Here is a 26,628-nt window from a genome sequence, read left to right as displayed (position 1 = left end):
TTCAGGAGAACGAGGGGAAAAAGCGAGGTCAGCGGCGCGACATGTAGATGTCGAGCGCCTTGTGGAGCAGCTTGTTGAGCGGGAAGTCCCACTCGCCCAGGTATTCGGCGGCCTGCCCGCCCGTGCCCACCTTGAACTGGATCAGGCCGAAGAGGTGGTCGGACTCGTCCAGCGAGTCGCTGATACCGCGCAGGTCGTAGACGGTGGCCCCCAGGGCGTAGGCATCGCGCAGCATCCGCCACTGCATGGCGTTCGAGGGCCGGACCTCACGGCCGATGTTGTCGGAGGCGCCGTAGGAGTACCAGACGTGGCCGCCGACGACGAGCATCGTCGCCGCGGACAGGTTCACGCCGTTGTGCCGGGCGAAGTACAGCCGCATGCGGTTGGGGTCCTCGTTGTTGAGGGCCGTCCACATGCGCTGGAAGTACGACAGCGGACGCGGCCGGAAGTGGTCGCGCACGGCCGTGATCTCGTACAGGCGCTGCCACTCGGCGAGGTCCTCGTAGCCGCCCTGGACCACCTCGACGCCGGCCTTCTCAGCCTTCTTGATGTTGCGCCGCCACAGCTGGTTGAAGCCCTTGTGGACGTCCTCGAGGGAACGGCCCGCCAGCGGCACCTGGAAGACATAGCGGGGCTGCACGTCGCCGAAGCCAGCGCCCCCGTCCTCACCCTGTTGCCAGCCCATACGGCGGAGCCGGTCCGCGACCTCGAAGGCGCGCGGCTCGATGAAGTCCGCCTCGATGTCGCGCAGGCGCTTCACGTCCGGGTCCTGGATGCCCTTCTTGATGGACGAGGCCTCCCAGCGCCGGATGATCACCGGCGGGCCCATCTTCACCGAGAACGCGCCCTGCTGCTTGAGATGCGCCAGCATCGGCTGCAGCCAGTCGTCGAGGTTCGGCGCGAACCAGTTGATGACGGGGCCCTCGGGCAGATACGCCAGATAGCGCTTGATCTTGGGCAGCTGCCGGTAGAGGACGAGGCCGGCGCCCACGAGCTCACCCGTTCGATCGTCGAACCAGCCCAGGTTCTCGGACCGCCACTCCGCCTTGACATCGGACCAGGCCGGGACCTGCATGTGGCTCGCCGCGGGCAGACTCTGGATGTACGCCAGATGCTGCTCTCGGCTGATGGTCCTCAGGGTCAGGCTCATTCGGGGCGCTCCTCGGGCTGGTGTGTCCCCATGGGTACAGGGGCTCCGGCTCTCGCGCCGAAGCCTACTGCGCCGTTCGAGCGCCCTGTCTGGGCGTACGCAACTTGACCCCGGCCGGCACCCGACCGGGGTGTTTCTGACCGTCAATCGGCTCTCAACCGAAGACTCGATCGACCTCGGTCGCCGAGCGGGCGGACTCAGCCGAGTACACGATCGTTCTCGATCTCCGACCGGTCCTGCGCAGCCGTCGACCGGTCTTGTGCAGTCAAGGAATCGATCGCCATCAGCCGCCGGCCGATCGGTCTCAGCCGAGGACTCCGCCGAACAGGCCACCGTGAGCCATGCCCAGGAAGAACCCGATCGCCGAGGCGCCCAGGCCCAGGATCAGACCGAAGCGTTCCCGCGTCGTCTCCGAGATGAACTGGCCGTAGGCGCCCGTGATGATCCCGATCAACCCGGCCCATGAGCTGATCAGATGGAGGCTGTGGAACATCGCCGTGATGAAGGCGATGGCGCCGAGGACCAGCGTCACCGCGGCCAGGGCATCCTGGCGAGGGTGGGGCTTGCCGTCCGTGGCGAAGAGGGAGGTCGCGGAGTTGGGTCGTACTGCCTGTGCCATAGGGGCACCTCCTGCGGAAGACGGCGCATCGTAGCGCCATACACACCCGATGTGTACAGATTGCCGGTGTCCGCCGCCGGATTTCAACCGGAAGCCGGTGTGCGGGTAGTCTGTACCGTCTGCACCGGTGTCTGCCCAGCCCTGCCCAGATCATGGCCGGGAACTCCACCAACGGCGCGTGTCCGGCAGTAATGCTGCCGGAGGCGTTGTCAGTGGCGGCCGATACCGTTGCGTACGCATCACAACCCTCCTGCCACGGAACGACCGTGGCCGCTGAGTCCAAAGGAGGTGGGTTCCACATGCGTCACTACGAGGTGATGGTCATCCTCGACCCCGATCTCGAGGAGCGCTCTGTCTCCCCGCTGATCGAGAACTTCCTCTCCGTCGTCCGTGAGGGCAACGGAAAGGTCGAGAAGGTCGACACCTGGGGCCGTCGTCGTCTCGCGTACGAGATCAAGAAGAAGCCCGAGGGCATCTACTCGGTCATCGACCTGCAGGCCGAGCCTGCGGTCGTCAAGGAGCTCGACCGCCAGATGAACCTGAACGAGTCGGTCCTCCGGACCAAGGTCCTCCGTCCCGAGACCCACTGAGCTTCCTAGCTCAGCGGTAACCGGGATTCGAGTAGCAGCAAGCAGCCAGCAAACCCGCCGAGAGGTTCCCCCATGGCAGGCGAGACCGTCATCACGGTCATCGGCAATCTCGTCGATGACCCCGAGCTGCGCTTCACCCCTTCCGGTGCGGCCGTCGCGAAGTTCCGTGTCGCGTCCACTCCCCGCACCTTCGACCGCCAGACGAACGAGTGGAAGGACGGCGAGAGCCTCTTCCTGACCTGCTCGGTCTGGCGTCAGGCGGCGGAGAACGTCGCCGAGTCGCTCCAGCGAGGCATGCGCGTCATCGTGCAGGGCCGGCTGAAGCAGCGGTCCTACGAGGACCGTGAGGGCGTCAAGCGCACGGTCTACGAGCTCGATGTCGACGAGGTCGGCGCGAGCCTGCGCAGTGCCACGGCCAAGGTCACCAAGACCTCCGGCCGAGGCGGCCAGGGTGGCTACGGCGGTGGCGGCCAGCAGGGCGGCGGCGGCTGGGGCGGCGGCCCCGGTGGCGGTCAGCAGCAGGGCGGCGGCGCTCCCGCCGACGACCCCTGGGCGACCGGTGCGCCGGCCGGCGGCGGCCAGCAGGGCGGCAGTGGCTGGGGCGGCGGCTCCGGCGGCGGCTACTCGGACGAGCCCCCCTTCTAGGCCCTCGGGCCAGGGGCGGGTCGTACCCAAACTTCTTGATCACACAGGAGAAACACCATGGCGAAGCCGCCTGTGCGCAAGCCGAAGAAGAAGGTCTGCGCTTTCTGCAAGGACAAGGTCACGTACGTGGACTACAAGGACACGAACATGCTGCGGAAGTTCATTTCCGACCGCGGCAAGATCCGTGCCCGCCGCGTGACCGGCAACTGCACGCAGCACCAGCGTGACGTCGCCACGGCCGTCAAGAACAGCCGTGAGATGGCGCTGCTGCCCTACACCTCCACCGCGCGATAAGGGAAGGGTGACCGACACATGAAGATCATCCTTACTCACGAGGTCTCCGGCCTCGGTGCCGCGGGCGACGTCGTCGACGTCAAGGACGGTTACGCTCGCAACTACCTGATCCCGCGGAACTTCGCGATCCGTTGGACCAAGGGTGGCGAGAAGGACGTCGAGCAGATCCGTCGTGCTCGCAAGATCCACGAGATCGCGACCATCGAGCAGGCCAACGAGATCAAGGGCCGCCTCGAGGGCGTCAAGGTCCGCCTGGCCGTCCGCTCCGGCGACGCCGGTCGGCTCTTCGGTTCCGTCACCCCGGCCGACATCGCCTCGGCGATCAAGGCTGCCGGTGGCCCCGAGGTCGACAAGCGCCGCATCGAGCTGGGTGCGCCGATCAAGACCCTGGGCGCCCACGCGACGTCCGTGCGTCTGCACCCCGAGGTTGCCGCCAAGGTCAACATCGAGGTCGTCGCCGCGTAAGCGCTGCGCTCGGCAGAGCTGAGAGAAGGGCCGCACCCATCCAGGTGCGGCCCTTCTTACTGCGTTACGTCTTGGTGGTGGCGTTGCTGTGTTTCACGTGAAACGGGGTGCGCAGCTTCTGCTGCCTCCCGTCGTGCGGCACCTCCCAGCGTTAGCTGGGGAAGGAACGACTGCCTCAGTGGCCTGCGCCACGTATCAGCGCGTCGCGCCTGTGACGATCCAGCGGCCCGAGCGGGAGCGGAGCCACAAGGTCAGCATTCGCACAGCCATCATCAGCGTCATCGCACCCCACAGCGCGGTGAGTCCCCCTCCGAAGACGGGTACGAGCAGCGCCACGGGAGTGAAGACAGCGAGGGTGACCAGCATGGCCCAGGCCAGATACGGACCGTCTCCAGCGCCCATCAGGACTCCGTCGAGGACGAAGACGATGCCCGAGATCGGCTGGGAAACGGCCACCACGATGAGGGCGGGCAGCGCCACGTTCTGGACGGCCGAGTCACCGGTGAAGAGTGGGATGAACAGCGGCCTGGTGACGATCACCAGTAGGCCGAGCACGATCCCGGCGGCGACGCCCCACTGCACCATCCGGCGGCAGGCATCACGTGCTCCCTGGGCGTCTCCGGCTCCGAGGTAGCGTCCGATGATGGCCTGACCCGCGATGGCGATCGCGTCGAGCGCAAAGGCCAGCAGGCTCCACAACGACAGAATGATCTGGTGGGCGGCCACGTCCGCATCGCCGAGCCGGGCGGCCACCGCGGTGGCGATCATGAGAATCGCCCGCAGCGAGAGCGTGCGGACCAGCAGTGGCGCACCGGCCTGGGCACAGGCTCGTATACCGGCGGCATCCGGCCTCAGCGACGCACCGTGCCGCCTGGCCCCACGGATGACGACGACGAGATACGCAGCGGCCATGGCCCACTGGGCGATGACGGTGCCCCATGCGGAACCGGCAATGCCGAGCCCGGCACCGTACACGAGGCCCGCGTTGAGGCCGGCGTTGGCGACGAAGCCCGCGATCGCCACGTAGAGCGGTGTCCTCGTGTCCTGCAGACCGCGCAGCACGCCGGTGGCGGCGAGCACGATGAGCATGGCCGGGATGCCGAGCGCGGAGATCCGCAGATAGGTGATCGCGTACGGCGCCGCGGTGTCCGAGGCGCCGAAGAGCTCCACGAGGGCTGGCGCCGTGGGCAGGATGACGGTGATGACGGCGGCACCGAGCAGAAGGGCCAGCCAGATGCCGTCCATACCCTGACGGATGGCTGCCTGCAGATCTCCGGCACCGACCCTGCGGGCGACGGCGGCCGTGGTGGCGTAGGCGAGGAAGACGAAGACGCTCACGGCCGTCATCAGAAGGGCCGAGGCCACGCCGAGACCGGCCAGCTGGGCGGTGCCGAGATGACCGACGATGGCGCTGTCGGCCAGTACGAAGAGGGGCTCGGCGACGAGTGCACCGAAGGCCGGGACGGCCAGCGCGATGATCTCTCGATCGTGCCGGCGCCGGGCGACCTTGGTGGTCGCGGAAGCCTGTGTCATGTGCACCAATGTAATCGTCCACAGGTAAGTGATGCAACGCCCCTTCATCCCTTACTCAGGGGTCTGGTTGACGCTCGGTCATGCACCGGTCGCAGCGAACTTGGTCCGATGGGGGAAGTTTTTCTTCTGCACAGCCGGTGGACGGGAAAACCGCAGCTCAGAATGGGTTTTCCAGTGAAGCTGAGGGCTTGTTCACAGTGCTGTCCACCGGGTCGTGCACAGGTTTGGCGAGGTTCTCCACAGCATCGGCGCCGTCGTCCACAGGGCCTGTGGATAACCAGATTGGCTGACGGTGCTGAGGGGCCTACCGTGGTCCGGCGCCCGACCCGTTCCGCGGCCTTGTGAACGTCGCAGAAACCGACCGTCAGAACCGGAGCTGGGCCTCTCATTTTGTCAGTGCCGTGCCGTAGAAAGAGGGGCGCGGAATGTCCGCGCGGAGCACGGGAGGAGGTGGCCCGGTGAGTATTTCCGAGCCCTTGGACGAACCCTGGGCCGACAGCGGTCCAGGGGACCGTCTGCCTGTCTCCCGCCCGCGCCGTGAGTCCGGCCGGAGCCGCGACGAGCAGCACGACCGCGGCCGCGAGGGGAGTTCCTGGGACGGCGGCGGTCCTTCCTTCGAGCGCGTACCGCCGCAGGATCTCGACGCCGAGCAGTCGGTCCTTGGCGGCATGCTGCTGTCGAAGGACGCCATTGCCGATGTCGTCGAGGTGCTCAAGGGCCACGACTTCTACCGGCCTGCACACGAGACGATCTATCAGGCGATCCTCGACCTGTATGCGAAGGGCGAGCCGGCCGACCCGATCACGGTGGCCGCGGAGCTCACCAAGCGCGGTGAGATCACCCGGGTCGGCGGGGCTCCGTATCTCCACTCCCTCGTCCAGACCGTCCCGACCGCTGCGAACGCCGAGTACTACGCGGAGATCGTCCACGAGCGCGCTGTCCTGCGCCGCCTGGTGGAGGCGGGCACGCGCATCACCCAGATGGGATACGCGGCCGACGGCGACGTCGACGAGATCGTCAACAGCGCCCAGGCCGAGATCTACGCCGTCACCGAGCAGCGCACCAGCGAGGACTATCTGCCGCTCGGCGACATCATGGAGGGCGCGCTCGACGAGATCGAGGCGATCGGTTCGCGCAGCGGCGAGATGACCGGTGTGCCGACGGGCTTCACCGACTTCGATTCCCTGACGAACGGCTTGCACCCGGGCCAGATGATCGTGATTGCTGCCCGTCCCGCCATGGGTAAGTCGACGCTCGCTCTGGACTTCGCGCGTGCCGCCTCCATCAAACACAACCTGCCCAGCGTGATCTTCTCCCTGGAAATGGGGCGGAACGAGATCGCGATGCGTCTGCTGTCCGCGGAGGCGCGGGTGGCGCTGCACCACATGAGGTCCGGCACGATGACGGACGAGGACTGGACGCGGCTGGCGCGTCGGATGCCGGATGTGTCGGCGGCCCCGCTCTACATCGACGACTCGCCGAACTTGTCGATGATGGAGATCCGCGCCAAGTGCCGCCGCCTCAAGCAGCGCAATGATCTGAAGCTCGTCGTCATCGACTATCTGCAGCTGATGCAGTCAGGGGGCTCGAAGCGAGCGGAGAGCCGTCAGCAGGAGGTCTCGGACATGTCGCGAAACCTCAAGCTGCTGGCCAAGGAGCTTGAGATCCCGGTCATCGCGCTCTCCCAGTTGAACCGTGGTCCCGAACAGCGCACCGACAAGAAGCCGATGGTCTCGGACCTGCGCGAGTCCGGCTCCATCGAGCAGGACGCCGACATGGTCATCCTGCTCCACCGCGAGGACGCCTACGAGAAGGAGTCGCCCCGTGCGGGCGAGGCGGACCTGATCGTGGCGAAGCACCGTAACGGCCCCACGGCGACGATCACGGTCGCCTTCCAGGGGCACTATTCGCGGTTCGTGGATATGGCGCAGACCTGATCCACCCTGTGTAGACCGTATGAAGTGGCCGTCTTGAGCTGGGTGATGAGGGCGGCTGCCGCACCGGAGACCGATGCCCCCGCAGGGAAGTTGACGCGGGCCTACCGGTGGGCACGGTGGCGGGTAGTGCCGCAATTACCTCGGGAGGCACCGGATGTTTTCCGAGCGTACTTCGGTCGGCCTGGATGTCCACGCCGCCCGCACCACGACGGCCTGGGCCCTGGGCGGCGGGACGGGCGAGGTTTTCAGTGAGCGTCTCGACGCCGAGACGCACAACGTGCTGGCGTGGGTGACCACGCTGCCGCAGCCGGCCGCAGTCGCCTATGAGGCCGGGCCGACCGGGTTCGTGCTGGCCCGGGCCCTGGACGGGATCGGCATTCGGTGCGTGGTGGCGGCGCCGTCGAAGATGGAACGGCCCGCGGATGCGACCCGGCCCAGCGCGTCACCAAGTCATGTCACGCGAGACCTCGACCCCGCGCGGCCATGACATCCGGGGTGTCGGTGAACAGCACGAGCCACTATGGTCGACCGATGGCGTTGATCAAGCAGTTCCAAGTCACCTTCGACTGCGCAGAACCTGAGCGCGTCGCTCGTTTCTGGTGCGAGGTGTTGGGGTACGTCGTACCGCCGCCACCGGAGGGGTTTGCTACTTGGGACGATTTCGATCGCTCGCTGCCGCCTGAGCATCAGGGTTCAGCGTTCGCATGCATTGATCCCTCAGGTGTGGGCCCGCGGCTGTTCTTCCAGCGCGTTCCCGAAGGCAAGGTCGTCAAGAATCGGCTGCATCTTGACGTGCGGGTCGGCACCGGGCTCGTGGGTGAAGAGCGCCTGGCCGCACTTGAGGCCGAGTGCGCACGACTGTCGCGCTCGGCGCGGTACGCGCGCGACTACTGCTTGCCGATGGAGTCAACGAGTCGTGCCTCGTGATGCAGGACATCGAGGGCAACGAGTTCTGTCTCGACTGAGGGGCCGCGAACGTGTCTTCGTTCTGTCCCCATGGGCCAGGACGAAGAACCGCCCCCGCGTCGGGATATGCCACGAGCCCGAGGTCCTACACCCTATCCGGGGCACGCCTGCAGGTGCCTCGGGAAATGGGTCGACGTGCCGTGGCCGGGCGGGTGGACTGGGGGCCATGACAACACTCCATGGAGAACTTCTGCCGGCCACGCGTCGCGCGCTGCTGCACCGTATCGCCACGGCTCAGGCGGAGGGGAGGACGCCCTCGCTGGTGGCAGCGGTCGTCCGCGGCGACGAGTTGGTGTGGAGCGGAGCCCGCTCCTGCGTGGACGGGCACGCCCCGGACGACAACGTCCAGTACCGCATCGGTTCGATCACCAAGACGTTCACCGCTGTGCTGGTCATGCGGTTGCGTGACGAGGGCGTGCTCGATCTCGGAGACCCGCTGGAGAAGCATCTGCCGGGCACGGGCGCAGGGGAGGTCACGATCCGCGAACTGCTCGCGCACACGGGCGGGTTGGCGGCCGAGGCCCCCGGGCCCTGGTGGGAGCGCACGCCCGGCTCCCTGCGGCCCGAGCTCGCCGATGTACTCGGCGATCAGCCCTTCAGACACCCGTCCGGCCGTCGGCACCACTACTCCAACTCCGGCTATACGCTGCTCGGTTCGCTGGTCGAGGAGCTCCGCGGAGCGCCGTGGGAGGAGGTGCTGCGCCGTGAGGTCCTCGAGCCGCTCGGTCTGCATCGCACGAGCGGTCAGCCGGCGGCTCCACACGCGGGTGGCTGGGCGGTGCACCCATGGGCCGATGTGATGATGCCCGAGCCTGCGGAGGATCTGGGGCGCATGGCACCGGCCGGGCAACTCTGGTCGACAACCGGGGATCTGGCGCGTTTCGCTGTCTTTCTGGCCAAGGGCGATGAGCGGGTACTGAGCGCGGACTCCGTGCTGGAGATGCGTACGCCCGCGGCTCCGCCCGAGACTGCCGAGGTTGCGGAGGGCCGTGCCTACGGCCTCGGTATGCAGATTCAGTACAGGGATGGACGGATGCTGGTGGGGCACTCCGGCTCCCTGCCCGGCTTTCTTGCGGGCCTCACCATCAGTGTGGACGACGACCTGGCGGCGATCGTGCTCGCCAACGCCACATCGGGGCCGCTCGTGACGATGGTCGCCGGCGATCTCGTACGGATCGTCGCCGAGGCTGAGCCGCGCATCCCCGAGCCCTGGCGGCCAGTGGCCGAAGTCGACACGGCCGTCCTGGAGTTGGCGGGTCCCTGGTACTGGGGCACGCAGGCCGGGGTGCTGCGGATGGCATCCGGCGGGGACCTTGAGCTCGGGCCCTTGTCTGGGCCGGGCCGACGCTCGCGGTTCCGGGCGAACGGTGATGGGACCTGGACGGGGCTGGACGGCTATTACGCGGGAGAGGTCCTGCGGGCCGTGCGGCGGCCGGACGGCTCGGTGAGCCACATGGACCTGGGGTCGTTCGTCTTTACGCGCGAGCCGTACGAGGAGGGCGCCTCAGTGCCGGGCGGAGTGGACCCGGAGGGTTGGCGCGCGTTGCCCCAGTAACCGACTCGCGAGGAGAAGAAGTCCCGGAAGTCGAGAAGACGGAAGAGCTGCCTGTTTCACGTGAAACAGGCAGCTCTTCCGCGTCTGGGCTGCCCGTGTGTGTTCAGAGCTGACGTTTGAAGCCCACGTGTGAGGCCGTGAAGCCGAGCCGCTCGTAGAAGCGGTGGGCGTCCGTGCGGGTTGCGTCGGAGGTCAGTTGCACCAACTGGCAGTCCTGCCGCCTGGATTCGTCGACGGCCCACTCGATGAGCCGGCTGCCGAGACCGCTGCCGCGTTCGTCGGCATGGATCCGTACGCCTTCGATGATCGAGCGGGTGGAGCCCCGCCGGGACAGTCCAGGAATGATCGTGAGCTGAAGCGTGCCTACTACCCGGCCATCGCGCACGGCGACGACCAGGTGCTGATGCGGGTCTCCGGCCAGTCGCGCATACGCGGTCGTGTACGGCTGGAGATCGTCCGGCGACTCCCGCTGGGCGCCCAGGGGGCCAGCATGCCCACGATGGCCGGGATGTCCTCGGCGGTGGCGGCCCGTATCTCGAGATCTGCCATGAATGGCAGCCTAGACCTGCAACTAGGCGGGCACGATCACTTGCTCGGCGCCTGCGTCCGACGATTCGTCTGGCCCGTGCGAGGGTTCGCCGGACGTGCCGGCCGACTCCACGGCCCTGACCAGCGGGGCCAGTTCCGGGTTCTTTGCCGCTTCGTCGAGGGCTTCACGGAGCGCGGTGTCGTTGGTGGGACGGGCCTCGGCGAGGAGCCGGGCTCCGGCTTCGCTGACGTCTGTGTAGATGCCGCGTCGATCGGTGGGGCACAGGTAGCGCTTGAGCAGACCGCGGTCCTCGAGCCGGGTGACCAGGCGGGTCGTCGCGCTCTGGCTGAGCACAACGGCATCGGCGACCTGCTTCATCTGCAGATGGCCGCCCTCACCGTCGTGCTGACGGCTGAGGGTGTTGAGCAGTGAGTACTCCCTGACGCTGAGGCCGTGCTTGGCCTGAAGGGCGCGCTCGATGTGCGCCTCGATCCTTCCGTGGAGCAGCGAGAGCGCACACCAGCCCTGTGCGAGGGCGGTGAGTGCGGGGTTGGTAGCGGTCATGGCTCTTGGTCCTTCGTCCCGGAGCGGCTGACACCCAGGATAAGACAGGGACGCAATAGTCCGCGTTTGCAAGTATAGAGCGTCTGCAATTATTGTGGACGCGCGTTAAGTGCACCTGCAATCGTCTGGAAGGTACATTCCATGCCTCTCGCGCTTCTGGCCCTCGCCATCGGGGCCTTCGGCATCGGAACCACGGAATTCGTGATCATGGGATTGCTCCCCGAGGTTGCGGGCGATTTCGGCGTCTCCATCCCCGCGGCCGGTCTTCTTGTGACCGGCTATGCCCTCGGCGTCGTGATCGGGGCCCCGCTCATGACCGTGCTGGGCACCAAGATCACCCGCAAACACATGTTGATGCTGCTCATGGGGCTGTTCATCGCCGGGAACCTGCTGTCCGCCCTGGCTCCCGCCTTCGGTGTGATGCTCGCCGGACGCATCGTCGCGTCCCTGGCCCACGGCGCCTTCTTCGGCATCGGCTCCGTGGTAGCCGCGGACCTCGTAGCCCCGGAGAAGAAGGCCGGAGCCATCGCCATGATGTTCACCGGCCTGACCGTCGCCAATGTCGTCGGTGTCCCGCTCGGCACCCTCATAGGCCAGAGCCTCGGCTGGCGGATCACCTTCGCCCTCGTCGCCGCCCTCGGCATCATCGGTCTGACCGGCATCGCCAGGCTCGTCCCGGACATGCCGAAGCCGGAAGGTGTCCACCTGCGCCACGAACTGGCTGCCTTCCGCAACGTCCAGGTGCTCCTCGCCATGGCGATGACCGTTCTCGGCTTCGGTGGTGTCTTCGCCGCGATCACGTACATCGCGCCGATGATGACCCATGTCGCCGGTTTCGCTGACGGCTCCGTCACCTGGCTGCTGGTCCTGTTCGGCCTCGGGATGGTCGTGGGCAACCTCGTCGGCGGCAAGTATGCCGACCGTGCCCTGATGCCGATGCTGTACGCGGCCCTGGGAGCGCTTGCGATCGTCCTCGGCCTCTTCACCGTCACGGCCCACGCCAAGGTACTTGCGGCCGTCACCATCGCACTTGTCGGTGCCCTGGGCTTCGCCACCGTACCGCCGCTGCAGAAGCGCGTCCTGGACCAGGCGCACGGGGCGCCCACGCTGGCCTCGGCGGTGAACATCGGCGCCTTCAACCTGGGCAATGCGCTGGCTGCCTGGCTCGGCGGTCTCGTCATCGACGCCGGCCTCGGCTACACCGCACCCAACTGGGTTGGCGCCTCCCTGGCGACCGCCGCGCTCGTCCTGGCATTCCTGTCCGCCGCGCTGGAGCGCCGGACGGACCAGCCCAGCCGTGTTGTCGCGGGCGCGACGCCCGCCGAACAGGCCAGTCCCGTCCACCACTGACCAACGGCTCTGCTCCGGCCAGACGCACCGTGAGGCCCGCGCCCCAAGGGGAGCGGGCCTCACGGCCTCTCCAAGGGGACCGCGCCTCAAGGCCTCTGTCAGCCTGCGGCGACCGTCAGGGGTGCAAAGCGCCGTGTCCAGTCGCCCGGCAGATCCGGGATGCCGTACGTCATCACGGAGTTGAGCCCCTGCTGCTCCACCCCTCGCTCCTTGATCCAGGCGAGCAGCTCTTCGTGGCGTACGTCGATGTCTGTGCGCAGGGGGCGGTCCGTGCCGGCGGCGAGTGAGGTGACGAGTGCCTTGGCCGTCTCCGTGTCGCGGGCGATCAGCGGGCCGACAACATGGGTCGCCATGTTGGGCCAGGCGGCCGCGTAGCCGACGATCTCGCCCCCCTCCTCCGCAACCCTCAACTGGTCGGCGAACGCGGGCAGTCGCGTGATCATGTGGGTACGGTCCGGGCCGAACACCCCGCCGTCCAGCCGGAGAATGGCGGGCAGATCCTCGGCGGTGGCGCGACGGGTGCGAACAGCGGGCGGGGGACCGCCGGGACGGAAGTGGCCCCGAACCATCTCCGCCTGTCCCACGGCCTTGAATCCCAGCTCTTCGTAGAGAGGCCGACCGGCAGACGTTGCGTGCAGCGTGAGCGGGGTCGCGCCGACTTCGGCGATGACGTGCTGCATCAGCCGGCGGCCGACCCCCTTGCGGGCGTGCCGCTCGGCGACCAGAACCATGCCGACCGCCGCCAGATCAGGGCAGTCCCGTGGCCCGTACTCGGTCACGACACAGGCGCTGACAAGGCCCCCGTCGCGGTCATCGATGCCATAGCCGGTACCGGCGGTCAGGAGAAGACTCCACTTGTGTTCTTCGCGTGGCCAGCCGCGGTCCTCGGACAGATCGGCGCAGGACTCGAGATCTTGCGGGGTGAGACGACGGATCGGCAGGGCGGTGAGGGAAGGTGTCGACACGCAGGTCAGGCTGTCTGACGCAGAGCCATGGCGTCCACCGGTTTGTGAACCGCTGCACACACCTTTCGGCCATGTCGTGTGGCCCCCGCTGTGCCACGTTGAGTGCTCCCGCCTTGCCGCGTCGCACGCCCGGCCGCCTCGCATGGTCCAGCCCTGCGGGCGTCACAGTTTCACGTGAAACACGAGGCCGGGCCAGGGGCGGTGACGCCGTCCGACTAGGGCGGGCAGTCGCGCGTACCGGCCTCAAGTACCTGGCATGACCGAGGAATTGGCGTGGCCGCCCGGCGAATTGGTGCCATTTCCCGGTGCAGTCCGCTGAATTCCTGGTGAAGGAAGGTGGGACTTGTGTGTGGGGGATCTGCCGGTATGGTCGACTCCGGTTCGGGCCCCGGTGCTCCTCAGGTATTCCGCGGGGCCGAGCGCAGTTCTTCGCAGCCTAATGGGACGGAGAGATCGAAGACCCGCACTTTCCGCTACACGGCCGGCGTCATGGCGCAGGGTGGGATGCTGCCGTCAGAAGGCTGCGGCCATTGTCACAATCCCGCCCTACTTGTCCCTGGGAGGCGGGAGGCCAAGGTTCAATGTGGATCGCATTGCATCCGGGCAGTGCAACAAAACGATCAAGCGGCAGCGGGAGAATCAAGCACCTTCCGACAGGGGAAGTGCGCAGACGACCGAAAGATGTTCGAGGCGAGGCACAGCATGGACGCTCCGACCACCAAGTCGGCCGACGACGGCACTTCCGGCGACAACAGCGGCGGCGGGGGCGGCTGGTTCACGCCGCGCAAGCAGCCCGCGCGGCCCGCCGGCGAGGAGCCGGAGGCGGCTGACGGCCGTCGCATATCGGCCATACGCCCCGTCGGCAGGCCCGGATCAGGCCCCGTGCCCACATCGGAACCATCACCCGCGCCGACACCATCACATCGCCCGACGCCTACACCGGAAACCGCGACGCCGGCATCGGCTACCCCGACGCTGACATCGGCTCCGGCCGCGACATCGGCTCCGACGCCATCGTTCGGGCGCGCGGCCGAAACGGCAACCACCGAGACGGCCGTCACGTCGAAGCCGAGCCCAGGAACGGACGCGCGGACGGCCCCCGCACGCGCCGGAACGCTTCTCACCCGACCTGAGGCGGCAGCTGGTCCAGCGGCCCTTTTCCCGGGGCATCCTGAGCCGCCTGCTCCTGAAGCGACCGCTCCTGCACCAGGCCCCGCCTACGGCCACGAGCCTCTACAAGCGCCCGCCCCCGACCGCGCCCCCGCGAGCCACCCCGCGTCGGACGGAGCATCGCCGGACGCCGTTCTCGTCCGGCGCACCATGGCCGAGGTCGGCCCTGTGGCCGACAAGGTGACGTCCTATTTCTATGCGTTGCTCTTCGTCCGCCACCCCGACCTGCGGCCCCTGTTCCCGGCGGCCATGGACACCCAGCGGGACCGTCTCCTCAAGGCGCTGCTGACCGCCGCGGAGCACATCGACAACACCGACGTCCTCGTCGCCTATCTGCAGAATCTCGGCCGCGGGCACCGTAAGTACGGCACCCGGCCCGAGCACTATCCGGCTGTCGGCGAGTGCCTGATCGCGGCGCTGACCAGGTACGCCACGAACACATGGGACGACGAGACCGAGGCTGCCTGGGTTCGCACCTACACGACGATCTCCCAGGTCATGATCGATGCCGCGGCGGAGGACGAGCTGCGCGCCCCCGCGTGGTGGTACGCCGAGGTCGTCTCGCACGATCTCAGGACGTCCGACATCGCTGTCATCACAGTGCGCCCGGACCAGCCGTATCCGTTTCTGGCCGGTCAGTACGCCAGTCTGGAGACGCCGTGGTGGCCGCGGATATGGCGGCACTACTCGTTCGCTTCCGCGCCACGGTCCGACGGACTGCTGTCCTTCCATGTCAAAGCGGTACCGGCCGGCTGGGTCTCCAACGCTCTGGTGCACCGCGCCCGCCCGGGCGATGTGATCCGGCTGGGACCGCCCGCGGGCTCTATGACCGTCGACCACGGCAGCGACAGCGGTCTGCTCTGCCTCGGCGGGGGCACCGGCATCGCGCCCATCAAGGCGCTCATAGAGGATGTCGCCGAGCACGGTGAGCGACGCCCGGTCGAGGTCTTCTACGGCGCGCGTACCGATCACGACCTGTACGACATCGACACCATGCTGCGGCTGCAGCAGTCCCACCCCTGGTTGGAGGTGCGCCCGGTCGTCGATCAGCAGGCCCATCTCCAGCTTCCCGACGCCATACGCGCCTACGGCCCGTGGAACGAGTACGACGCGTATCTGTCGGGCCCTCCCGGCATGATCCGCCGTGGCGTGGATGCCCTGAGGGATATCGGTATTCCCTCGAACCGGATACGCCACGACGCGGTGGAGGAGCTCGTCGCGGTCGGGGACTGACCTGCTCGGTTCCGGGGATCAGCCCAGGTCAGGGGCATGCATCGCGCGTACGCCCTCGATGTTGCCGTCCAGGTAGTGCCGCAGCGACAGCGGGACGAGATGCACGGATGCGATGCCCACACGTGTGAAGGGCACGCGCACGATCTCGTACTCGCCGCACGGGTCCTCCACCTCCGGGCCATGCCGATGGGCCTCGTCCATGGATTCGAGTCGGCAGACGAAGAAGTGCTGCACTTTGACGCCCGTGGCGCCACCGTCCTCGCCGATGTGCTCCACGGTGTCCACAAAGCAGGGCACCACATCGATGATCTTGGCGCCGAGTTCCTCGTGTACTTCGCGATGCAGGGCGTCGACGACGGTCGCGTCCTCGGGCTCGACCCCGCCACCGGGGGTGACCCAGTAGGGGTCGACCCCGGGCTTGGTCCGCTTGATCAGGATCAGGTCATCGCCGTCCAGAAGGACGGCACGTGCGGTGCGCTTGACCACGGGTCGGACGGTCATGGGAGAAATGTGGCCCGGTCGGTTCCACGTGAAACCTCGCTCATGCCCCGGAGCCGCCCGCGCGGCTCCCCGAAGACTTCCTTAAGCCCAGTCGGCGGCAGCACGCAGCAGCCACTCGTGCGCCCGCGTGATATGGGGCATGGCGAGCGTGCCGGTGCGCACTGCGAGGAAATACGTACGCAGCGGGGGCACCGGGGGCTCGAGCAGCGCGACGATCTCTCCCCGTTCCAGGGCCGGGGCGCACAGATAGCGCGGCAGCACGGCCAGCCCGGCACCCGCGGATGCGCAGGCCAAGACCGCGCGGAGATCGGGAACGATGACAGTGCCGGAGATCGCCGGACGGCAGTCGAAGACAGCGGCCCAATAGCGGGCCACGAACGGCAGCGACTCATGCACCTCGACGACCGGGAGGTTCTCCAGGGCCGGAGGGTCCTTGTGGCGCAGATTGTCCGTACTGACATGTTCGGCCCAGCGGGGAGCCGCCACGAGGACGTGCTCTTCGTCGCAGAGCGGAGTCGCGGTGAGCAGAGCGCCCCGCGGACGGGCCGTCGTAATGGCCAGATCTTGATGTCCGGCGGCAAGGCCTTCGAGCGTCTCCTCTGCGTTTCCGAACGAGGCACGGAGTGAGAAGGACTGGCCGTCCTGGCGGGTCAGTGCCGTGAGGGCCGGCAGAGCACGCTCGGCGGTGAACTCCGGCGGACCCGCGAGATGCAGGGTGCGTAAGGAGGAGCCCTCGTCGAGACCGGCCTCGGTGATTTCCACCAGGGCGTCGAGATGTGGGGCAGCCTTGTGGGCCAGCTCGTCGCCGATCGTGGTGGGAGTCACGCCACGCGCCTGACGCAGAAAGAGCGGGCGCCCCAGCTGCCGCTCCAGAGTGCGGATCTGAGACGTCACGGCAGGCTGCGAGAGGCCGAGCAGTGCGGCGGCCCTCGTGAACGAACCGGCCCGGTGCACGGTCACAAAAGTGCGCAGCAGGGCCAGATCCATCGGTGGTTCCTCCCCTCTCAGAGCCCCCAGCCGCGCCCAACTATAAATAAGTCGATAGGTCTCTGTCGCTACTGTGATTGGACACTGACAGAGAGTCAACTAGCCTTGTTCCTGCGGTTCTTCGCGCGCAGAACCGGGACGGTCCGAGCCACGAGGGGGGAGGCTCGGACCGTCCGCTGTACCCGGCGGAAGCCGTCAGTCCGCCGACTCGTCGAGCGCGCGCAGCACATCCGACACCAGATCGTCGGTGTCCTCGGCCCCGGCCGAGAAGCGAATGAAGCCCTCCGGAACCGCGTCCCCGCCCCACCGGCCGCGCCGCTCGGCCGTGGAACGCACACCGCCGAAGCTCGTCGCATCGTCCACGAGCCGCAGCGCCTCCAGAAAACGATCGGCACGCGCGCGCGTGGGCAGTGTGAACGAGACCACACACCCGAAGCGGCGCATCTGCTGGGAAGCGATCTTGTGCGAAGGGTCGTCGGGCAGCCCCGGATAGCGCAGCCCCGTCACCTCCTCCCGGCCGCGCAGTGCCTCGGCGACCGCCAGCGCGTTGGCGCTCTGCCGGTCGGCCCGCAGCTGGAGCGTGGCGATCGAGCGGTGGGCGAGCCAGGCTTCCATCGGACCGAGGATGGCGCCGACGATCTTGCGCCAGCGCCGTACGGAGGCCGTCAGTTCGGCGTCGCGGCAGGCGACGTACCCCAGCAGGAGATCGCCGTGTCCGGTGAGCTGCTTGGTGCCGCTGGCCACGGCGAAGTCGGCGCCGAGTTCCAGCGGCCGCTGGCCGAGCGGGGTGGCGAGGGTGTTGTCGACGGCGACCAGAGCGCCACGTGCGTGTGCGGCCTCGACGAGCCGCCGCACGTCGCACACGTCGAGCCCAGGGTTCGACGGCGTCTCGATCCACAGCAGCCGGGCCCCGTCCAGAACGTCGAGCTGGGCGTCGCCGCCGGTCGGCGCGGTGCGCACCTCGATGCCGTACGCGGTCAGCTGCTCGCGCACCAACGGCAGGACCTGGTAGCCGTCGCTCGGCAGGACCACCGCGTCGCCGGCACGCAGCTGCGAGAAGAGGACGGCCGAGATCGCGGCCATGCCGGACGCGAAGACGAGCGTCTCCACGTCCTGCCCCGGCGCCTCGAGCTCGCCGATGGCCCGCTCTAGGTGCGTCCAGGTCGGGTTCTCGTCACGGGCGTAGGTGTACGGCCCGGTGGGATCGCCGGGCAGATGGAAGTGCGCCGCGAAGACCGGCCCAGGCAGGCTCGGCTCGTACTTCACGGGCTCCGGCAGACCCGCCCGTACCGCGCGCGTGCCGTCGCCGGCTTCCACCGCGCGCGTGCCGTCCGCGGCCGGTGCCTTCGCCGCGCTGTGCGCCTGAGTCGGATCTGCTGAGGTGACCGCCTTCTCGGGGGCTTCCGCTTTGTCCGGGGTACCCGCCGTCTCCGGGATGTCCGTCATGCCGCCTGTCCTTCCACTGCCTCACGCACGGCGGCGAGCAGGCCTTCGCTCGCCGCCTCCACCATGGCCAGGCATTCTTCGAACCCGTCCAAGCCCCCGTAGTAAGGATCGGGCACGTCCAGATCCCCGTACGCGGAGGGGTCGAAAGAGCGCAGCAGCCGGACCTTCTCCGCATCCTCCGGAGTCGGCGCCAACCGGCGCAGAGCCCGCAGATGGCCGGAGTCCAGCGCGATCACTAGGTCGAGCCGGGAGAACCAGGAAGCCCGGAACTCCCGCGCCACGTGTTCGCCCGCGTATCCGTTGGCCTCGAGCACGGACACGGTACGGGGGTCCGCACAGTCGCCCTCGTGCCAGCCGCCGGTGCCTGCGCTGTCGATCTCGATGAGCCCGTCGAGACCCGCCTCACGGACGCGCGCCCTGAACACGGACTGGGCCATGGGCGACCGGCAGATGTTGCCGGTGCAGACGAAGCACACGCGATACGGCACGGAGGGCGCCGACGACCGGGGAGGGAGAGAAGTCATCGGATGCGTTCAGTCCTTGTCCGGCAGTACGACGTTCAGGGCCCAGGACACGACCGAGATGATCAGGCCACCCAGCACGGCGGTCCAGAACCCGTCGACGTGGAAGCTCACGTCGAGCTTGCCTGCGAGCCACGAGGTGAGCAGCAGCATCAGGGCGTTGACCACGAGCGTTATCAGGCCGAGGGTCAGGATGAACAGCGGGAAGGTGAGCACCTTCACCACTGGCTTGACCAGGAAGTTCACCAGGCCGAAGAGCAGGGCCACGATGATCAGTGTCAGCACCTTGCTGCCGGTGCTGTCACCGGTCAGAGTGATCTTGTCGAGCAGCCATACGGCCACGGCCAGGGCCCCGGCGTTGGCGAGTGTCTTGACTACGAAATTCATCATGTGTCTGATCGTGGCAGACCTGATCGGATCATGAGTACGGCCAAGGGGCGGAAGAAGCGATGAAGGCATTCCGGCTGGATGAATTGGAGGCGGAGCGCGCCGCCAATGATGGTGCGTATCTGCAGTTTCTGCGCGAGCGGAACATGTCGGTCGGCCTCTATGCGCTCAACGCGGGTGAGCATGACCCGCAGCATCCGCACAACCAGGACGAGGTGTACTTCGTCGTCAGCGGGCGCGCCGCGATCACCGTCGGCATGGAGACCACCCAGGTGGCGCGGGGCAGCGTCGTCTATGTGCCGGCCGGCGTCGCGCACAAGTTCCACCACATCTCCGAGGACCTGCGCGTACTCGTGGTGTTCTCCCCACCGGAGGGCTGAGCCGCCAGGGCGCCCCGGAAGCCCATTCGGGCGAGCCGCCTGGGAAGCCGTCTCGGGGTTCCCTAGGGGGACGATCAGGGAAGGACAGGGGCCCGAGGCCCCCACGGCCCCCCGCCTCGCCCCTAGCATCGAGGGCACGGACTCAGGTATGCGCGGAAAGAGGTACGGACGATGACAGTGCGAGAGATCTTCGCGGGTATGCCCTGGTGGGTGAAGTGGATCGCGGTGCCGGTCATCGCCCTGGTGGTGTTCGGAGGGATGATTGCGAGCGTTGTCGGCTTTGTGATCGGTCTGCTGTTCAAGGTGCTGCTGTTCGTTGCGCTTGTCGGTGGACTCATCTACGTCGTACGCAAGTTCATGTCGACCTCGTCCTCGCGCAACAGCGACTGGTAGACCGACTGGGGGACCGCGCAGCCGGTGGCCGGCAGATCGCGCAACAGCGGATGGTGGCCCCCGTGACAACGACCGACACAGCGACCGACGGATCGCGCAGTAACGATCGACGCGTCGCAGAGTGACCGGAAATCAGCGTCGCAGGGCGCGGATTCCGGCCCGGTTCCCTCGGCAGGGGGAAGTTTCCCGGCGCGGCCGCCGGCAGCCGGCGGCCAAGGGCTAGAGTCCGGTAATCCGACGCGGGGCGGCCCCCGCGAGCGGGCTCTCAGCTCCTTCCCCGTGTCCCTCGGCACGGGCCGAACCCACGCGCTTCGGGAGCGACCCTTGGCCAAGGTTGACACCACACCCGCCGACAAGCCCCCCAACTGCCTTCCGGCCCCGCCCGGCCTTGACCCACGGGGTGCCCGGGCTCAGGCGCCGACCCTCATCGGCTCGGTCCAGCGGGCCATACGCCTGCTGGAGGCCGTCGCCGCGCACGACCACGGCGCGCCTGCCAAGCAGTTGGCCCGCGAGACCGGGCTCGCACTCCCCACCGCGTACCACCTGCTGCGCACCCTGGCGCATGAGGGTTATCTCCACCGGGAGGACGGTCTGTTCGTCCTCGGCGAGGCCACCGAACGGCTCGGCAGCAAGGGCGCTCAGCAGAAACGTCGCAGCATCATGGGCGATGCACTGGCGCACTGGCGTGACTCCCTCGGCGTACCTGTGTACTACGCGGTGTACCAGGACGGCGAGATCGACGTCCTGGCCGTCGTGGACAGCCCGTCCGCCCCCGCCGTGCCGGAATGGGCGGACTTCCGCGAGACCGCGCACACCCATGCGATCGGCCAGTGCCTGCTCTCCCAGCTGGACGACGAAGCGCGCCGGGACCATCTGGACCGCTATCCGGTGCAGTCGGTCACCGCGTACTCGGTCCGCGATGAAAGAACCTTCCTGCGCCGGCTCCAGGCCATACGCCGCATGCAGCCGGTCATCGAACGGCAGGAGTACGCCCTGGGGACGGTGTGCGCCGCGATTCCCCTCACGTTCGGCACCACGGCCGCCGCGATTGCCGTGTCCCTCCCGGCCCATCAGGAGGAACGGCTGATGCCGGTGGCGCGGCGCTTGCAGAGCGAGATAGGCAGGCTGTCAGGGACGCTCGGTCTCTATCAGCATCTGAAAAATCACTCCTTGTGATCTGTTGTGTACGTTGAGCAAGATTCCATATGCGTGTCAGGGGCTCATCCCTGGCCAGACGACGGCGAATTTGACGGGGCGGCGATGCGCGAGTCCGTACAGGCTGAGGTCATGATGAGCTTTCTCGTTTCCGAGGAGCTTTCTTTCCGTATCCCGGTGGAGCTGAGTTATGAGACCCGTGATCCCTATGCCGTGCGTTTGACCTTCCACCTGCCCGGCGATGCTCCCGTGACCTGGGCCTTCGGGCGAGAGCTCCTGGTCGATGGGGTGGTCGCGCCGTGCGGCGACGGGGATGTGCGCATCGCTCCCACCGGAGACAAGATGTTCGACGAGGTGCTCATCACGCTTCAAGTGAGCACGGACCAGGCGATGTTCAAGGCGGGGGTCGCACCCCTGGTGGCCTTCCTCGACCGTACGGACAAGCTTGTGCCGCTTGGGCAGGAACGTGCCCTCGCGGACTTCGACGCCAGCCTCGACGAGACCCTGGACCGGATCCTCGCCGAGGAGCAGAGCGCAGGCTGACAGAAAGCGAAGGCGCATGGACCAGCAGTAGCCGTAACGCTTCACCAGTCGCGTACGAGGCCCGAGCACGCACGTAGGGGCCCCAGGCGCCTACGAGGGGCCCCTGGCGCGTCTGGCGCCTCGTTCCGGAGTCAGCGCTTGCGGCGCCGCCCTCGTCCGCCGCGTGGGGCCGGCGGCCGGGTGCCCGTTGCCGACCGGGCATCCGCCGCCCCCGCCGCGTCCGGAGCCTGCCCCGCACCCGTGGCCGGGCGGTCGGCCGAGACGACCAGCGCGGCGAGAGCGGTCGTCACCGGCACCGAGGCGACAAGGCCGATCGAGCCCACCAGGGTGCGCACGATCTCCTCCGCCACCAGTTCGCTGTTGGCCACCGCCCCCACACTGCTCTGGGCGATCGAGAACAGCAGCAGCAACGGCAGGGCAGCGCCCGCGTACGCCAGGACCAGGGTGTTCACGACCGACGCGATGTGGTCGCGGCCGATCCTGATCCCCGCCCGGTACAGCCCCCGCCAGCCCACCGTGGGGTCGGCCTGGTGCAGCTCCCAGACCGCCGAGGTCTGCGTCACCGTGACGTCGTCGAGCACACCGAGCGAACCGATGATCACGCCCGCAAGCAGCAGCCCGCTCATGTCGATTTCCGGGTAAAGGCCGTGAATCAGTCCGGTGTTGTCGTCCGTGTTGCCGGTCAGTGCAGCCCAGTCGATGAACAGCGAGCCCAACAGGCCGATGAGCAGCAGCGAGATGAGTGTGCCCAGCACCGCGACCGACGTACGGGCTGTGAGCCCGTGGCAGAGATAGAGCGCGATCAGCATGATGGCGCTTGCCCCGACGACGGCGACGACCAGCGGATTCGAGCCCTGAAGAATCGCGGGCAGGATGAACACCGTCAGCACCATGAAACTGATCGCCAGTGCGATCAGCGCCATGAGACCGCGCATCCGCCCCACCACGACCACGGCGAGCGCGAAGAACCCGGCGAGCAGCGCCATGGGCAGCCTGCGGTTCACATCGGTGACCGAGTACTGCAGTTCCCTGGGCGCATCGGGTGCGTACGCGACCACCACCTCCTGGCCCTCGTGCAGCTGCCGCGGCGCGTCCGGCTGCACGATCTCCGTGAACGTACGGCCCTTGTTCTCGCCGGTCGTGACCTCGACCGTCGCCTTCCCGCAGATCCCGTTCGCCTGCTGCTGGGCGGACTGACCCTCGGCGGTCGACGTGTCGCCCGTCGGGGTGTCCCCCGAGGCGTTCACGTCCTTGCAGTCCACCTTCTCGACCCTGACGATCCTGGCCTGCTCGGTCTGCCGGTCGAAGCCGACTCCGGTGCGCTCGTGCGGCGGCGCGCCGCCGGGCCAGAGCACGGCGAGACCCACGACGACCGCGGCCGCGAAGGGGATCAGTACCGCGGCGATCACCTTGCGCAGGTGCTTCGAGACGGGTGCGGCGGGTCCGTGGGCGTGCGAGTGGCCATGCCCGGGGCCCTGACTGGGTTCGGGGCCAAAGCCAGGGCCGTTGCCGTTGCCGTGTCCGGAGCCGTGCCCCTGTCCGTGACCGGCACCCTGCCCGTGTCCGTGTCCGGCCCCCTGCCCCTGCCCCTGCCCGTGTCCGGCCCCCTGCCCTTGCCCATGTCCGGGCCCGTGCCCGCTCTCCGAGTCGGTGGGGCGGTCTCCGGGCGCGCCGGACGGGCCTTGGCCGTACGGAGGTCCGGGCGGGCCACCCCCGTACGGAGGCCCCGACGGAGGGCCTCCGTATGGAGGCCCTGGCCGGCCTCGTCCGTGCGGCGGTTCAGAGGGCGGCTGCGGGGGCTGCTGCATGGGGCTCACGTTCAGATCATCGCAAGAACGACGGGGGTCCTCTGTTCAGCTCGCCAGACATGACGCTAGCGTGGAGGCACTTTTGTAATCGCGGGAGCTCGGAGCACCGGGCTGAGAGGGCGCTGACCTCCGTCATCGCGATGTTTCACATGAAACATCGGCAGACGGAAACCGCTGCGTCGACCGCTGAACCTGTTACCGGGTAATGCCGGCGTAGGGAGTAGGTCTCATGACCATGAAGGACGCACGCACGCCTGCCTCCGGCCAGAGCGGCCAGCAGGGCGAGTCCGGGAAGTCCATCGGCTGGCACAAGGCGCACGTCGAGGGTTCACGCCCCGACCTGCGCGTGCCGGTCCGTCTGGTGCACCTCACCAACGGGCAGTCCGTCACGCTGTACGACACGTCCGGGCCGTACACCGATCCGTCCGCCACCACCGACGTCCGCAGGGGCCTGCCGCCCCTCCGCGAGAACTGGATCACCGCCCGCGGAGACACCGAAGAGTACGCGGGCCGCCCGGTCCGCCCCGAGGACGACGGAATCAAGCACACATCGCCGCGCGGCGGACTGCGCAACCTGGACGCCGTCTTCCCCGGACGGCCGCGCCAGCCGCGCAGGAGCCGCACCGGCCAGGCCGTGACGCAACTCGCGTACGCACGCCGCGGCGAGATCACGCCCGAGATGGAGTTCGTGGCGATCCGCGAGAACGTCGACCCCGAGGTCGTACGCGAGGAGATCGCCGCCGGACGCGCGGTTCTGCCCGCCAACGTCAACCACCCGGAGATCGAGCCGATGATCATCGGCAAGCGGTTCCTGGTGAAGGTCAACGCCAACATCGGCAACTCCGCCGTGACCTCCTCAATCGAGGAGGAGGTGGAGAAGATGACCTGGGCGACCCGCTGGGGCGCGGACACGGTCATGGACCTCTCCACCGGCCGCAACATCCACACCACGCGCGAGTGGGTGCTCCGCAACTCCCCCGTCCCGATCGGCACGGTCCCCCTCTACCAGGCCCTCGAGAAGGTCGACGGCAAGGCCGAGGAGCTGACCTGGGAGATCTACAAGGACACGGTCATCGAGCAGGCCGAGCAGGGCGTGGACTACATGACCGTCCACGCGGGCGTGCGCCTGCCCTACGTACCGCTGACCGCCAACCGCAAGACCGGCATCGTCTCCCGCGGCGGCTCGATCATGGCCGCCTGGTGCCTCGCGCACCACAAGGAGAGCTTCCTCTACGAGAATTTCGAGGAGCTCTGCGAGATCCTCGCGGCCTACGACGTGACGTACTCGCTGGGCGACGGTCTGCGGCCCGGGTCGATCGCGGACGCCAACGACGAGGCGCAGTTCGCCGAGCTCAGGACTCTCGGGGAACTGAACCGGATCGCGAAGCGTTTCAACGTCCAGACCATGATCGAGGGCCCGGGACATGTCCCGATGCACAAGATCAAGGAGAACATCGACCTTCAGCAGGAGATCTGCGATGAAGCTCCGTTCTATACGCTCGGCCCGCTGACGACGGACGTCGCGCCGGCGTACGACCACATCACCTCCGGCATCGGTGCCGCGATGATCGCCTGGTGGGGCACGGCGATGCTCTGCTACGTCACGCCTAAGGAGCACCTGGGCCTGCCCAACCGTGACGACGTCAAGACCGGCGTCATCACCTACAAGATCGCCGCCCACGCAGCCGACCTCGCCAAGGGGCACCCGGGCGCCCAGGAGTGGGACGACGCCCTGTCGGACGCCCGCTTCGAGTTCCGCTGGGAGGACCAGTTCAACCTGGCCCTCGACCCGGACACGGCCCGGGAGTTCCACGACGAGACGCTTCCGGCCGAGCCGGCGAAGACCGCGCACTTCTGCTCGATGTGCGGCCCGAAGTTCTGCTCGATGAAGATTAGCCAAAGCATCACAGAGCGGTTCGGTGGTGCGGCGGCTGAGGGAGCGTCGGCCGAGGAGATCGCGGAGGGGATGCTGCAGAAGTCGAAGGAGTTCGCGGAGGCGGGCAGCCGCGTGTATCTGCCGATCGCGGACTAAGGATCACGTTCCGACGGTTCGCTCCTCCGGGTGCCCTCGGGCAGGTCGGAGGAGCGGACGGGCGTTTGTCACTGGGGACGAGTACCGGAGCAACAAACCCGTTTGTCGGGCCGGGTGACCGGCGTAGGCTCCGCCGCTGTGGACCTGACAACGGCTGTCTTCAATGATCGGCACGATCTGCATGAGCAGGCTGATGAGGTCTTCAGCGCGGGTTGGCCCGAGTTCATCTTTCATGACCCTGTCGCTGACCGGCATATGGGCAGGGTCCGGGAGTGGTTCGGCGAGCTGAGTCTGCTCCTGGTGGACGGGGCGAATCGGATCGCTGCGGGCGGCTGGGGAGTTCCGGTGTGCTGGGATGGCACGCTCGATGATCTGCCCGCTGGTTATGACGATGCGTTGGTGCGGTCGGTGAGGCTGCACGAGGAGGCGGGAGAGGCCAATACCCTGGTGATTGCCGCGGCCCAGGTCCGGGAGGATCTTCAGGGGCGGGGGCTGGCTGCCGAGGTGCTTCGAGCACTCGCATCTGCCGGCGAACGAGCGGGACTGACGCAGGTGATCGCGCCGGTGCGTCCCGCGTCGAAGGCGCGCTACGCCCTCACGCCGATGTCCCAGTTCATGACCTGGCAACGTGCGGATGGCACTCCCTTCGATCCTTGGCTTCGTACGCACCATCGGATGGGCGCTCGCCTTCTGTGTCCCGCCGAACGCTCGATGGTGATGACTGGCTCCGTCGCGCAGTGGGAGGAGTGGGCTGGATTCGAGCTTCCTGCTTCTGGCGCCTACGTTGTCCCAGGCGCGCTTGCCCCGGTGCGCATTGATCGTGCGGCTGACCGCGGCGAACTCGTGGAACCGAACGTGTGGGTGCGCCATCGGTAGCAGAGGCCCGCCAGATTGACTCCGGCCCGATCCT

General features: G+C 67.9%; 26 protein-coding genes and 2 pseudogenes. 16 read left to right on the top strand and 12 right to left on the bottom strand.

Annotated features, from left to right (window positions below):
- Positions 1 to 28: 28 nt before the first annotated feature.
- Positions 29 to 1,150 carry a peptidoglycan bridge formation glycyltransferase FemX gene (femX, locus tag ACSMXV_RS21770; protein ID WP_473173001.1) on the bottom strand — a complete coding sequence of 374 codons (1,122 nt, stop codon included), beginning with the start codon at positions 1,148 to 1,150 and terminating at the stop codon, positions 29 to 31.
- Between the two features lie 304 nt (positions 1,151 to 1,454).
- The gene (locus ACSMXV_RS21765) at positions 1,455 to 1,769 is read right to left on the bottom strand and encodes a hypothetical protein (RefSeq protein WP_181656311.1); all 315 of its coding nucleotides are present in this window, start codon (positions 1,767 to 1,769) and stop codon (positions 1,455 to 1,457) included.
- A 299-nt stretch (positions 1,770 to 2,068) separates the two neighbouring features.
- On the opposite strand from ACSMXV_RS21765, the gene rpsF reads away from it, so the two are divergent.
- From rpsF to rplI, 4 genes are all read left to right on the top strand, one after another.
- Positions 2,069 to 2,359 carry a 30S ribosomal protein S6 gene (gene rpsF, locus ACSMXV_RS21760; RefSeq protein ID WP_093655579.1) on the top strand — a complete coding sequence of 97 codons (291 nt, stop codon included), beginning with the start codon at positions 2,069 to 2,071 and terminating at the stop codon, positions 2,357 to 2,359.
- A 72-nt stretch (positions 2,360 to 2,431) separates the two neighbouring features.
- Complete coding sequence (locus ACSMXV_RS21755) at positions 2,432 to 3,004, top strand: single-stranded DNA-binding protein (RefSeq protein WP_473173000.1); 573 nt, start codon at positions 2,432 to 2,434, stop codon at positions 3,002 to 3,004.
- 57 nt (positions 3,005 to 3,061) lie between these two features.
- A complete protein-coding gene (gene rpsR, locus ACSMXV_RS21750) occupies positions 3,062 to 3,298 on the top strand; it encodes a 30S ribosomal protein S18 (RefSeq protein ID WP_003949403.1) in 237 nt (78 codons plus the stop codon).
- 18 nt (positions 3,299 to 3,316) lie between these two features.
- Positions 3,317 to 3,763: a 50S ribosomal protein L9 gene (gene rplI / locus ACSMXV_RS21745; RefSeq protein ID WP_473172999.1), complete on the top strand. Its 447-nt coding sequence runs from the start codon at positions 3,317 to 3,319 to the stop codon at positions 3,761 to 3,763.
- 195 nt (positions 3,764 to 3,958) lie between these two features.
- Here the strand turns inward: rplI and ACSMXV_RS21740 are convergent, their stop codons facing one another.
- Positions 3,959 to 5,296, bottom strand: a complete 1,338-nt coding sequence (locus ACSMXV_RS21740; RefSeq protein WP_473172998.1) for an MATE family efflux transporter — start codon at positions 5,294 to 5,296, stop codon at positions 3,959 to 3,961.
- 458 nt (positions 5,297 to 5,754) lie between these two features.
- Between ACSMXV_RS21740 and dnaB the strand changes: the two genes are divergently transcribed.
- The 4 genes and pseudogenes from dnaB (at position 5,755) to ACSMXV_RS21720 (ending at position 9,754) form a co-directional block, all read left to right on the top strand.
- A complete protein-coding gene (gene dnaB, locus ACSMXV_RS21735) occupies positions 5,755 to 7,233 on the top strand; it encodes a replicative DNA helicase (RefSeq protein WP_473172997.1) in 1,479 nt (492 codons plus the stop codon).
- Between the two features lie 154 nt (positions 7,234 to 7,387).
- Positions 7,388 to 7,720: a hypothetical protein gene (locus ACSMXV_RS21730; RefSeq protein ID WP_473172996.1), complete on the top strand. Its 333-nt coding sequence runs from the start codon at positions 7,388 to 7,390 to the stop codon at positions 7,718 to 7,720.
- A 44-nt stretch (positions 7,721 to 7,764) separates the two neighbouring features.
- Positions 7,765 to 8,198: pseudogene (locus tag ACSMXV_RS21725) on the top strand (VOC family protein).
- 167 nt (positions 8,199 to 8,365) lie between these two features.
- Entirely contained in the window at positions 8,366 to 9,754 is a 1,389-nt protein-coding gene (locus tag ACSMXV_RS21720; RefSeq protein WP_473172995.1) for a serine hydrolase domain-containing protein, read from the top strand.
- A 103-nt stretch (positions 9,755 to 9,857) separates the two neighbouring features.
- Here ACSMXV_RS21720 and ACSMXV_RS21715 read toward each other — a convergent pair.
- Positions 9,858 to 10,303, bottom strand: a pseudogene (locus ACSMXV_RS21715) (GNAT family N-acetyltransferase).
- Positions 10,304 to 10,325: 22 nt separating this feature from the next.
- Entirely contained in the window at positions 10,326 to 10,847 is a 522-nt protein-coding gene (locus ACSMXV_RS21710) for a MarR family winged helix-turn-helix transcriptional regulator (protein WP_473172994.1), read from the bottom strand.
- 141 nt (positions 10,848 to 10,988) lie between these two features.
- Between ACSMXV_RS21710 and ACSMXV_RS21705 the strand changes: the two genes are divergently transcribed.
- Positions 10,989 to 12,197: an MFS transporter gene (locus ACSMXV_RS21705; protein WP_473172993.1), complete on the top strand. Its 1,209-nt coding sequence runs from the start codon at positions 10,989 to 10,991 to the stop codon at positions 12,195 to 12,197.
- Between the two features lie 98 nt (positions 12,198 to 12,295).
- Here ACSMXV_RS21705 and ACSMXV_RS21700 read toward each other — a convergent pair whose 3' ends face one another.
- Positions 12,296 to 13,162, bottom strand: a complete 867-nt coding sequence (locus ACSMXV_RS21700) for a GNAT family N-acetyltransferase (RefSeq protein WP_473172992.1) — start codon at positions 13,160 to 13,162, stop codon at positions 12,296 to 12,298.
- 681 nt (positions 13,163 to 13,843) lie between these two features.
- Between ACSMXV_RS21700 and ACSMXV_RS21695 the strand changes: the two genes are divergently transcribed.
- Positions 13,844 to 15,565: a globin domain-containing protein gene (locus tag ACSMXV_RS21695; RefSeq protein WP_473172991.1), complete on the top strand. Its 1,722-nt coding sequence runs from the start codon at positions 13,844 to 13,846 to the stop codon at positions 15,563 to 15,565.
- A gap of 18 nt (positions 15,566 to 15,583) precedes the next feature.
- Here the strand turns inward: ACSMXV_RS21695 and ACSMXV_RS21690 are convergent, their stop codons facing one another.
- The 5 genes from ACSMXV_RS21690 to ACSMXV_RS21670 all read right to left on the bottom strand — a co-directional run bounded on the left by ACSMXV_RS21690 (position 15,584) and on the right by ACSMXV_RS21670 (position 19,410).
- Positions 15,584 to 16,066 carry an NUDIX domain-containing protein gene (locus tag ACSMXV_RS21690; protein WP_181656322.1) on the bottom strand — a complete coding sequence of 161 codons (483 nt, stop codon included), beginning with the start codon at positions 16,064 to 16,066 and terminating at the stop codon, positions 15,584 to 15,586.
- A gap of 81 nt (positions 16,067 to 16,147) precedes the next feature.
- Positions 16,148 to 17,053 (bottom strand): LysR family transcriptional regulator, encoded by a 906-nt coding sequence (locus tag ACSMXV_RS21685; protein ID WP_473172990.1) that lies wholly within the window; start codon positions 17,051 to 17,053, stop codon positions 16,148 to 16,150.
- A gap of 195 nt (positions 17,054 to 17,248) precedes the next feature.
- Entirely contained in the window at positions 17,249 to 18,499 is a 1,251-nt protein-coding gene (locus ACSMXV_RS21680) for a cystathionine gamma-lyase (protein WP_473172989.1), read from the bottom strand.
- On the bottom strand, positions 18,496 to 18,987 hold the full coding sequence (locus tag ACSMXV_RS21675; protein WP_473179025.1) for a low molecular weight protein-tyrosine-phosphatase: 492 nt from the start codon (positions 18,985 to 18,987) through the stop codon (positions 18,496 to 18,498). The genes ACSMXV_RS21680 and ACSMXV_RS21675 overlap by 4 nt, the downstream gene beginning before the upstream one ends.
- Before the next feature lie 45 nt (positions 18,988 to 19,032).
- Positions 19,033 to 19,410 (bottom strand): phage holin family protein, encoded by a 378-nt coding sequence (locus ACSMXV_RS21670; protein ID WP_473172988.1) that lies wholly within the window; start codon positions 19,408 to 19,410, stop codon positions 19,033 to 19,035.
- A gap of 59 nt (positions 19,411 to 19,469) precedes the next feature.
- Here ACSMXV_RS21670 and ACSMXV_RS21665 point away from each other — a divergent pair, with 59 nt between their 5' ends.
- The 4 genes from ACSMXV_RS21665 (at position 19,470) to ACSMXV_RS21650 (ending at position 21,878) form a co-directional block, all read left to right on the top strand.
- Complete coding sequence (locus ACSMXV_RS21665; protein ID WP_473172987.1) at positions 19,470 to 19,787, top strand: cupin domain-containing protein; 318 nt, start codon at positions 19,470 to 19,472, stop codon at positions 19,785 to 19,787.
- Positions 19,788 to 19,964: 177 nt separating this feature from the next.
- A complete protein-coding gene (locus ACSMXV_RS21660; protein WP_473179024.1) occupies positions 19,965 to 20,180 on the top strand; it encodes a DUF5326 family protein in 216 nt (71 codons plus the stop codon).
- Between the two features lie 426 nt (positions 20,181 to 20,606).
- Positions 20,607 to 21,356 (top strand): IclR family transcriptional regulator, encoded by a 750-nt coding sequence (locus tag ACSMXV_RS21655; protein WP_473179023.1) that lies wholly within the window; start codon positions 20,607 to 20,609, stop codon positions 21,354 to 21,356.
- Positions 21,357 to 21,440: 84 nt separating this feature from the next.
- Positions 21,441 to 21,878 carry an SsgA family sporulation/cell division regulator gene (locus tag ACSMXV_RS21650; protein WP_473172986.1) on the top strand — a complete coding sequence of 146 codons (438 nt, stop codon included), beginning with the start codon at positions 21,441 to 21,443 and terminating at the stop codon, positions 21,876 to 21,878.
- A 131-nt stretch (positions 21,879 to 22,009) separates the two neighbouring features.
- On the opposite strand, the gene ACSMXV_RS21645 is transcribed toward ACSMXV_RS21650, so the two are convergent.
- The gene (locus ACSMXV_RS21645) at positions 22,010 to 23,287 is read right to left on the bottom strand and encodes a YibE/F family protein (RefSeq protein ID WP_473172985.1); all 1,278 of its coding nucleotides are present in this window, start codon (positions 23,285 to 23,287) and stop codon (positions 22,010 to 22,012) included.
- Between the two features lie 628 nt (positions 23,288 to 23,915).
- On the opposite strand from ACSMXV_RS21645, the gene thiC reads away from it, so the two are divergent.
- Positions 23,916 to 25,718, top strand: a complete 1,803-nt coding sequence (thiC, locus tag ACSMXV_RS21640) for a phosphomethylpyrimidine synthase ThiC (RefSeq protein WP_473172984.1) — start codon at positions 23,916 to 23,918, stop codon at positions 25,716 to 25,718.
- 138 nt (positions 25,719 to 25,856) lie between these two features.
- The gene (locus tag ACSMXV_RS21635; protein ID WP_473172983.1) at positions 25,857 to 26,594 is read left to right on the top strand and encodes a hypothetical protein; all 738 of its coding nucleotides are present in this window, start codon (positions 25,857 to 25,859) and stop codon (positions 26,592 to 26,594) included.
- Positions 26,595 to 26,628: the final 34 nt, after the last annotated feature.

It is taken from the genome of Streptomyces sp. DSM 42067 (assembly GCF_055792885.1).
This window is presented reverse-complemented; position numbering and strand designations above follow the sequence as displayed.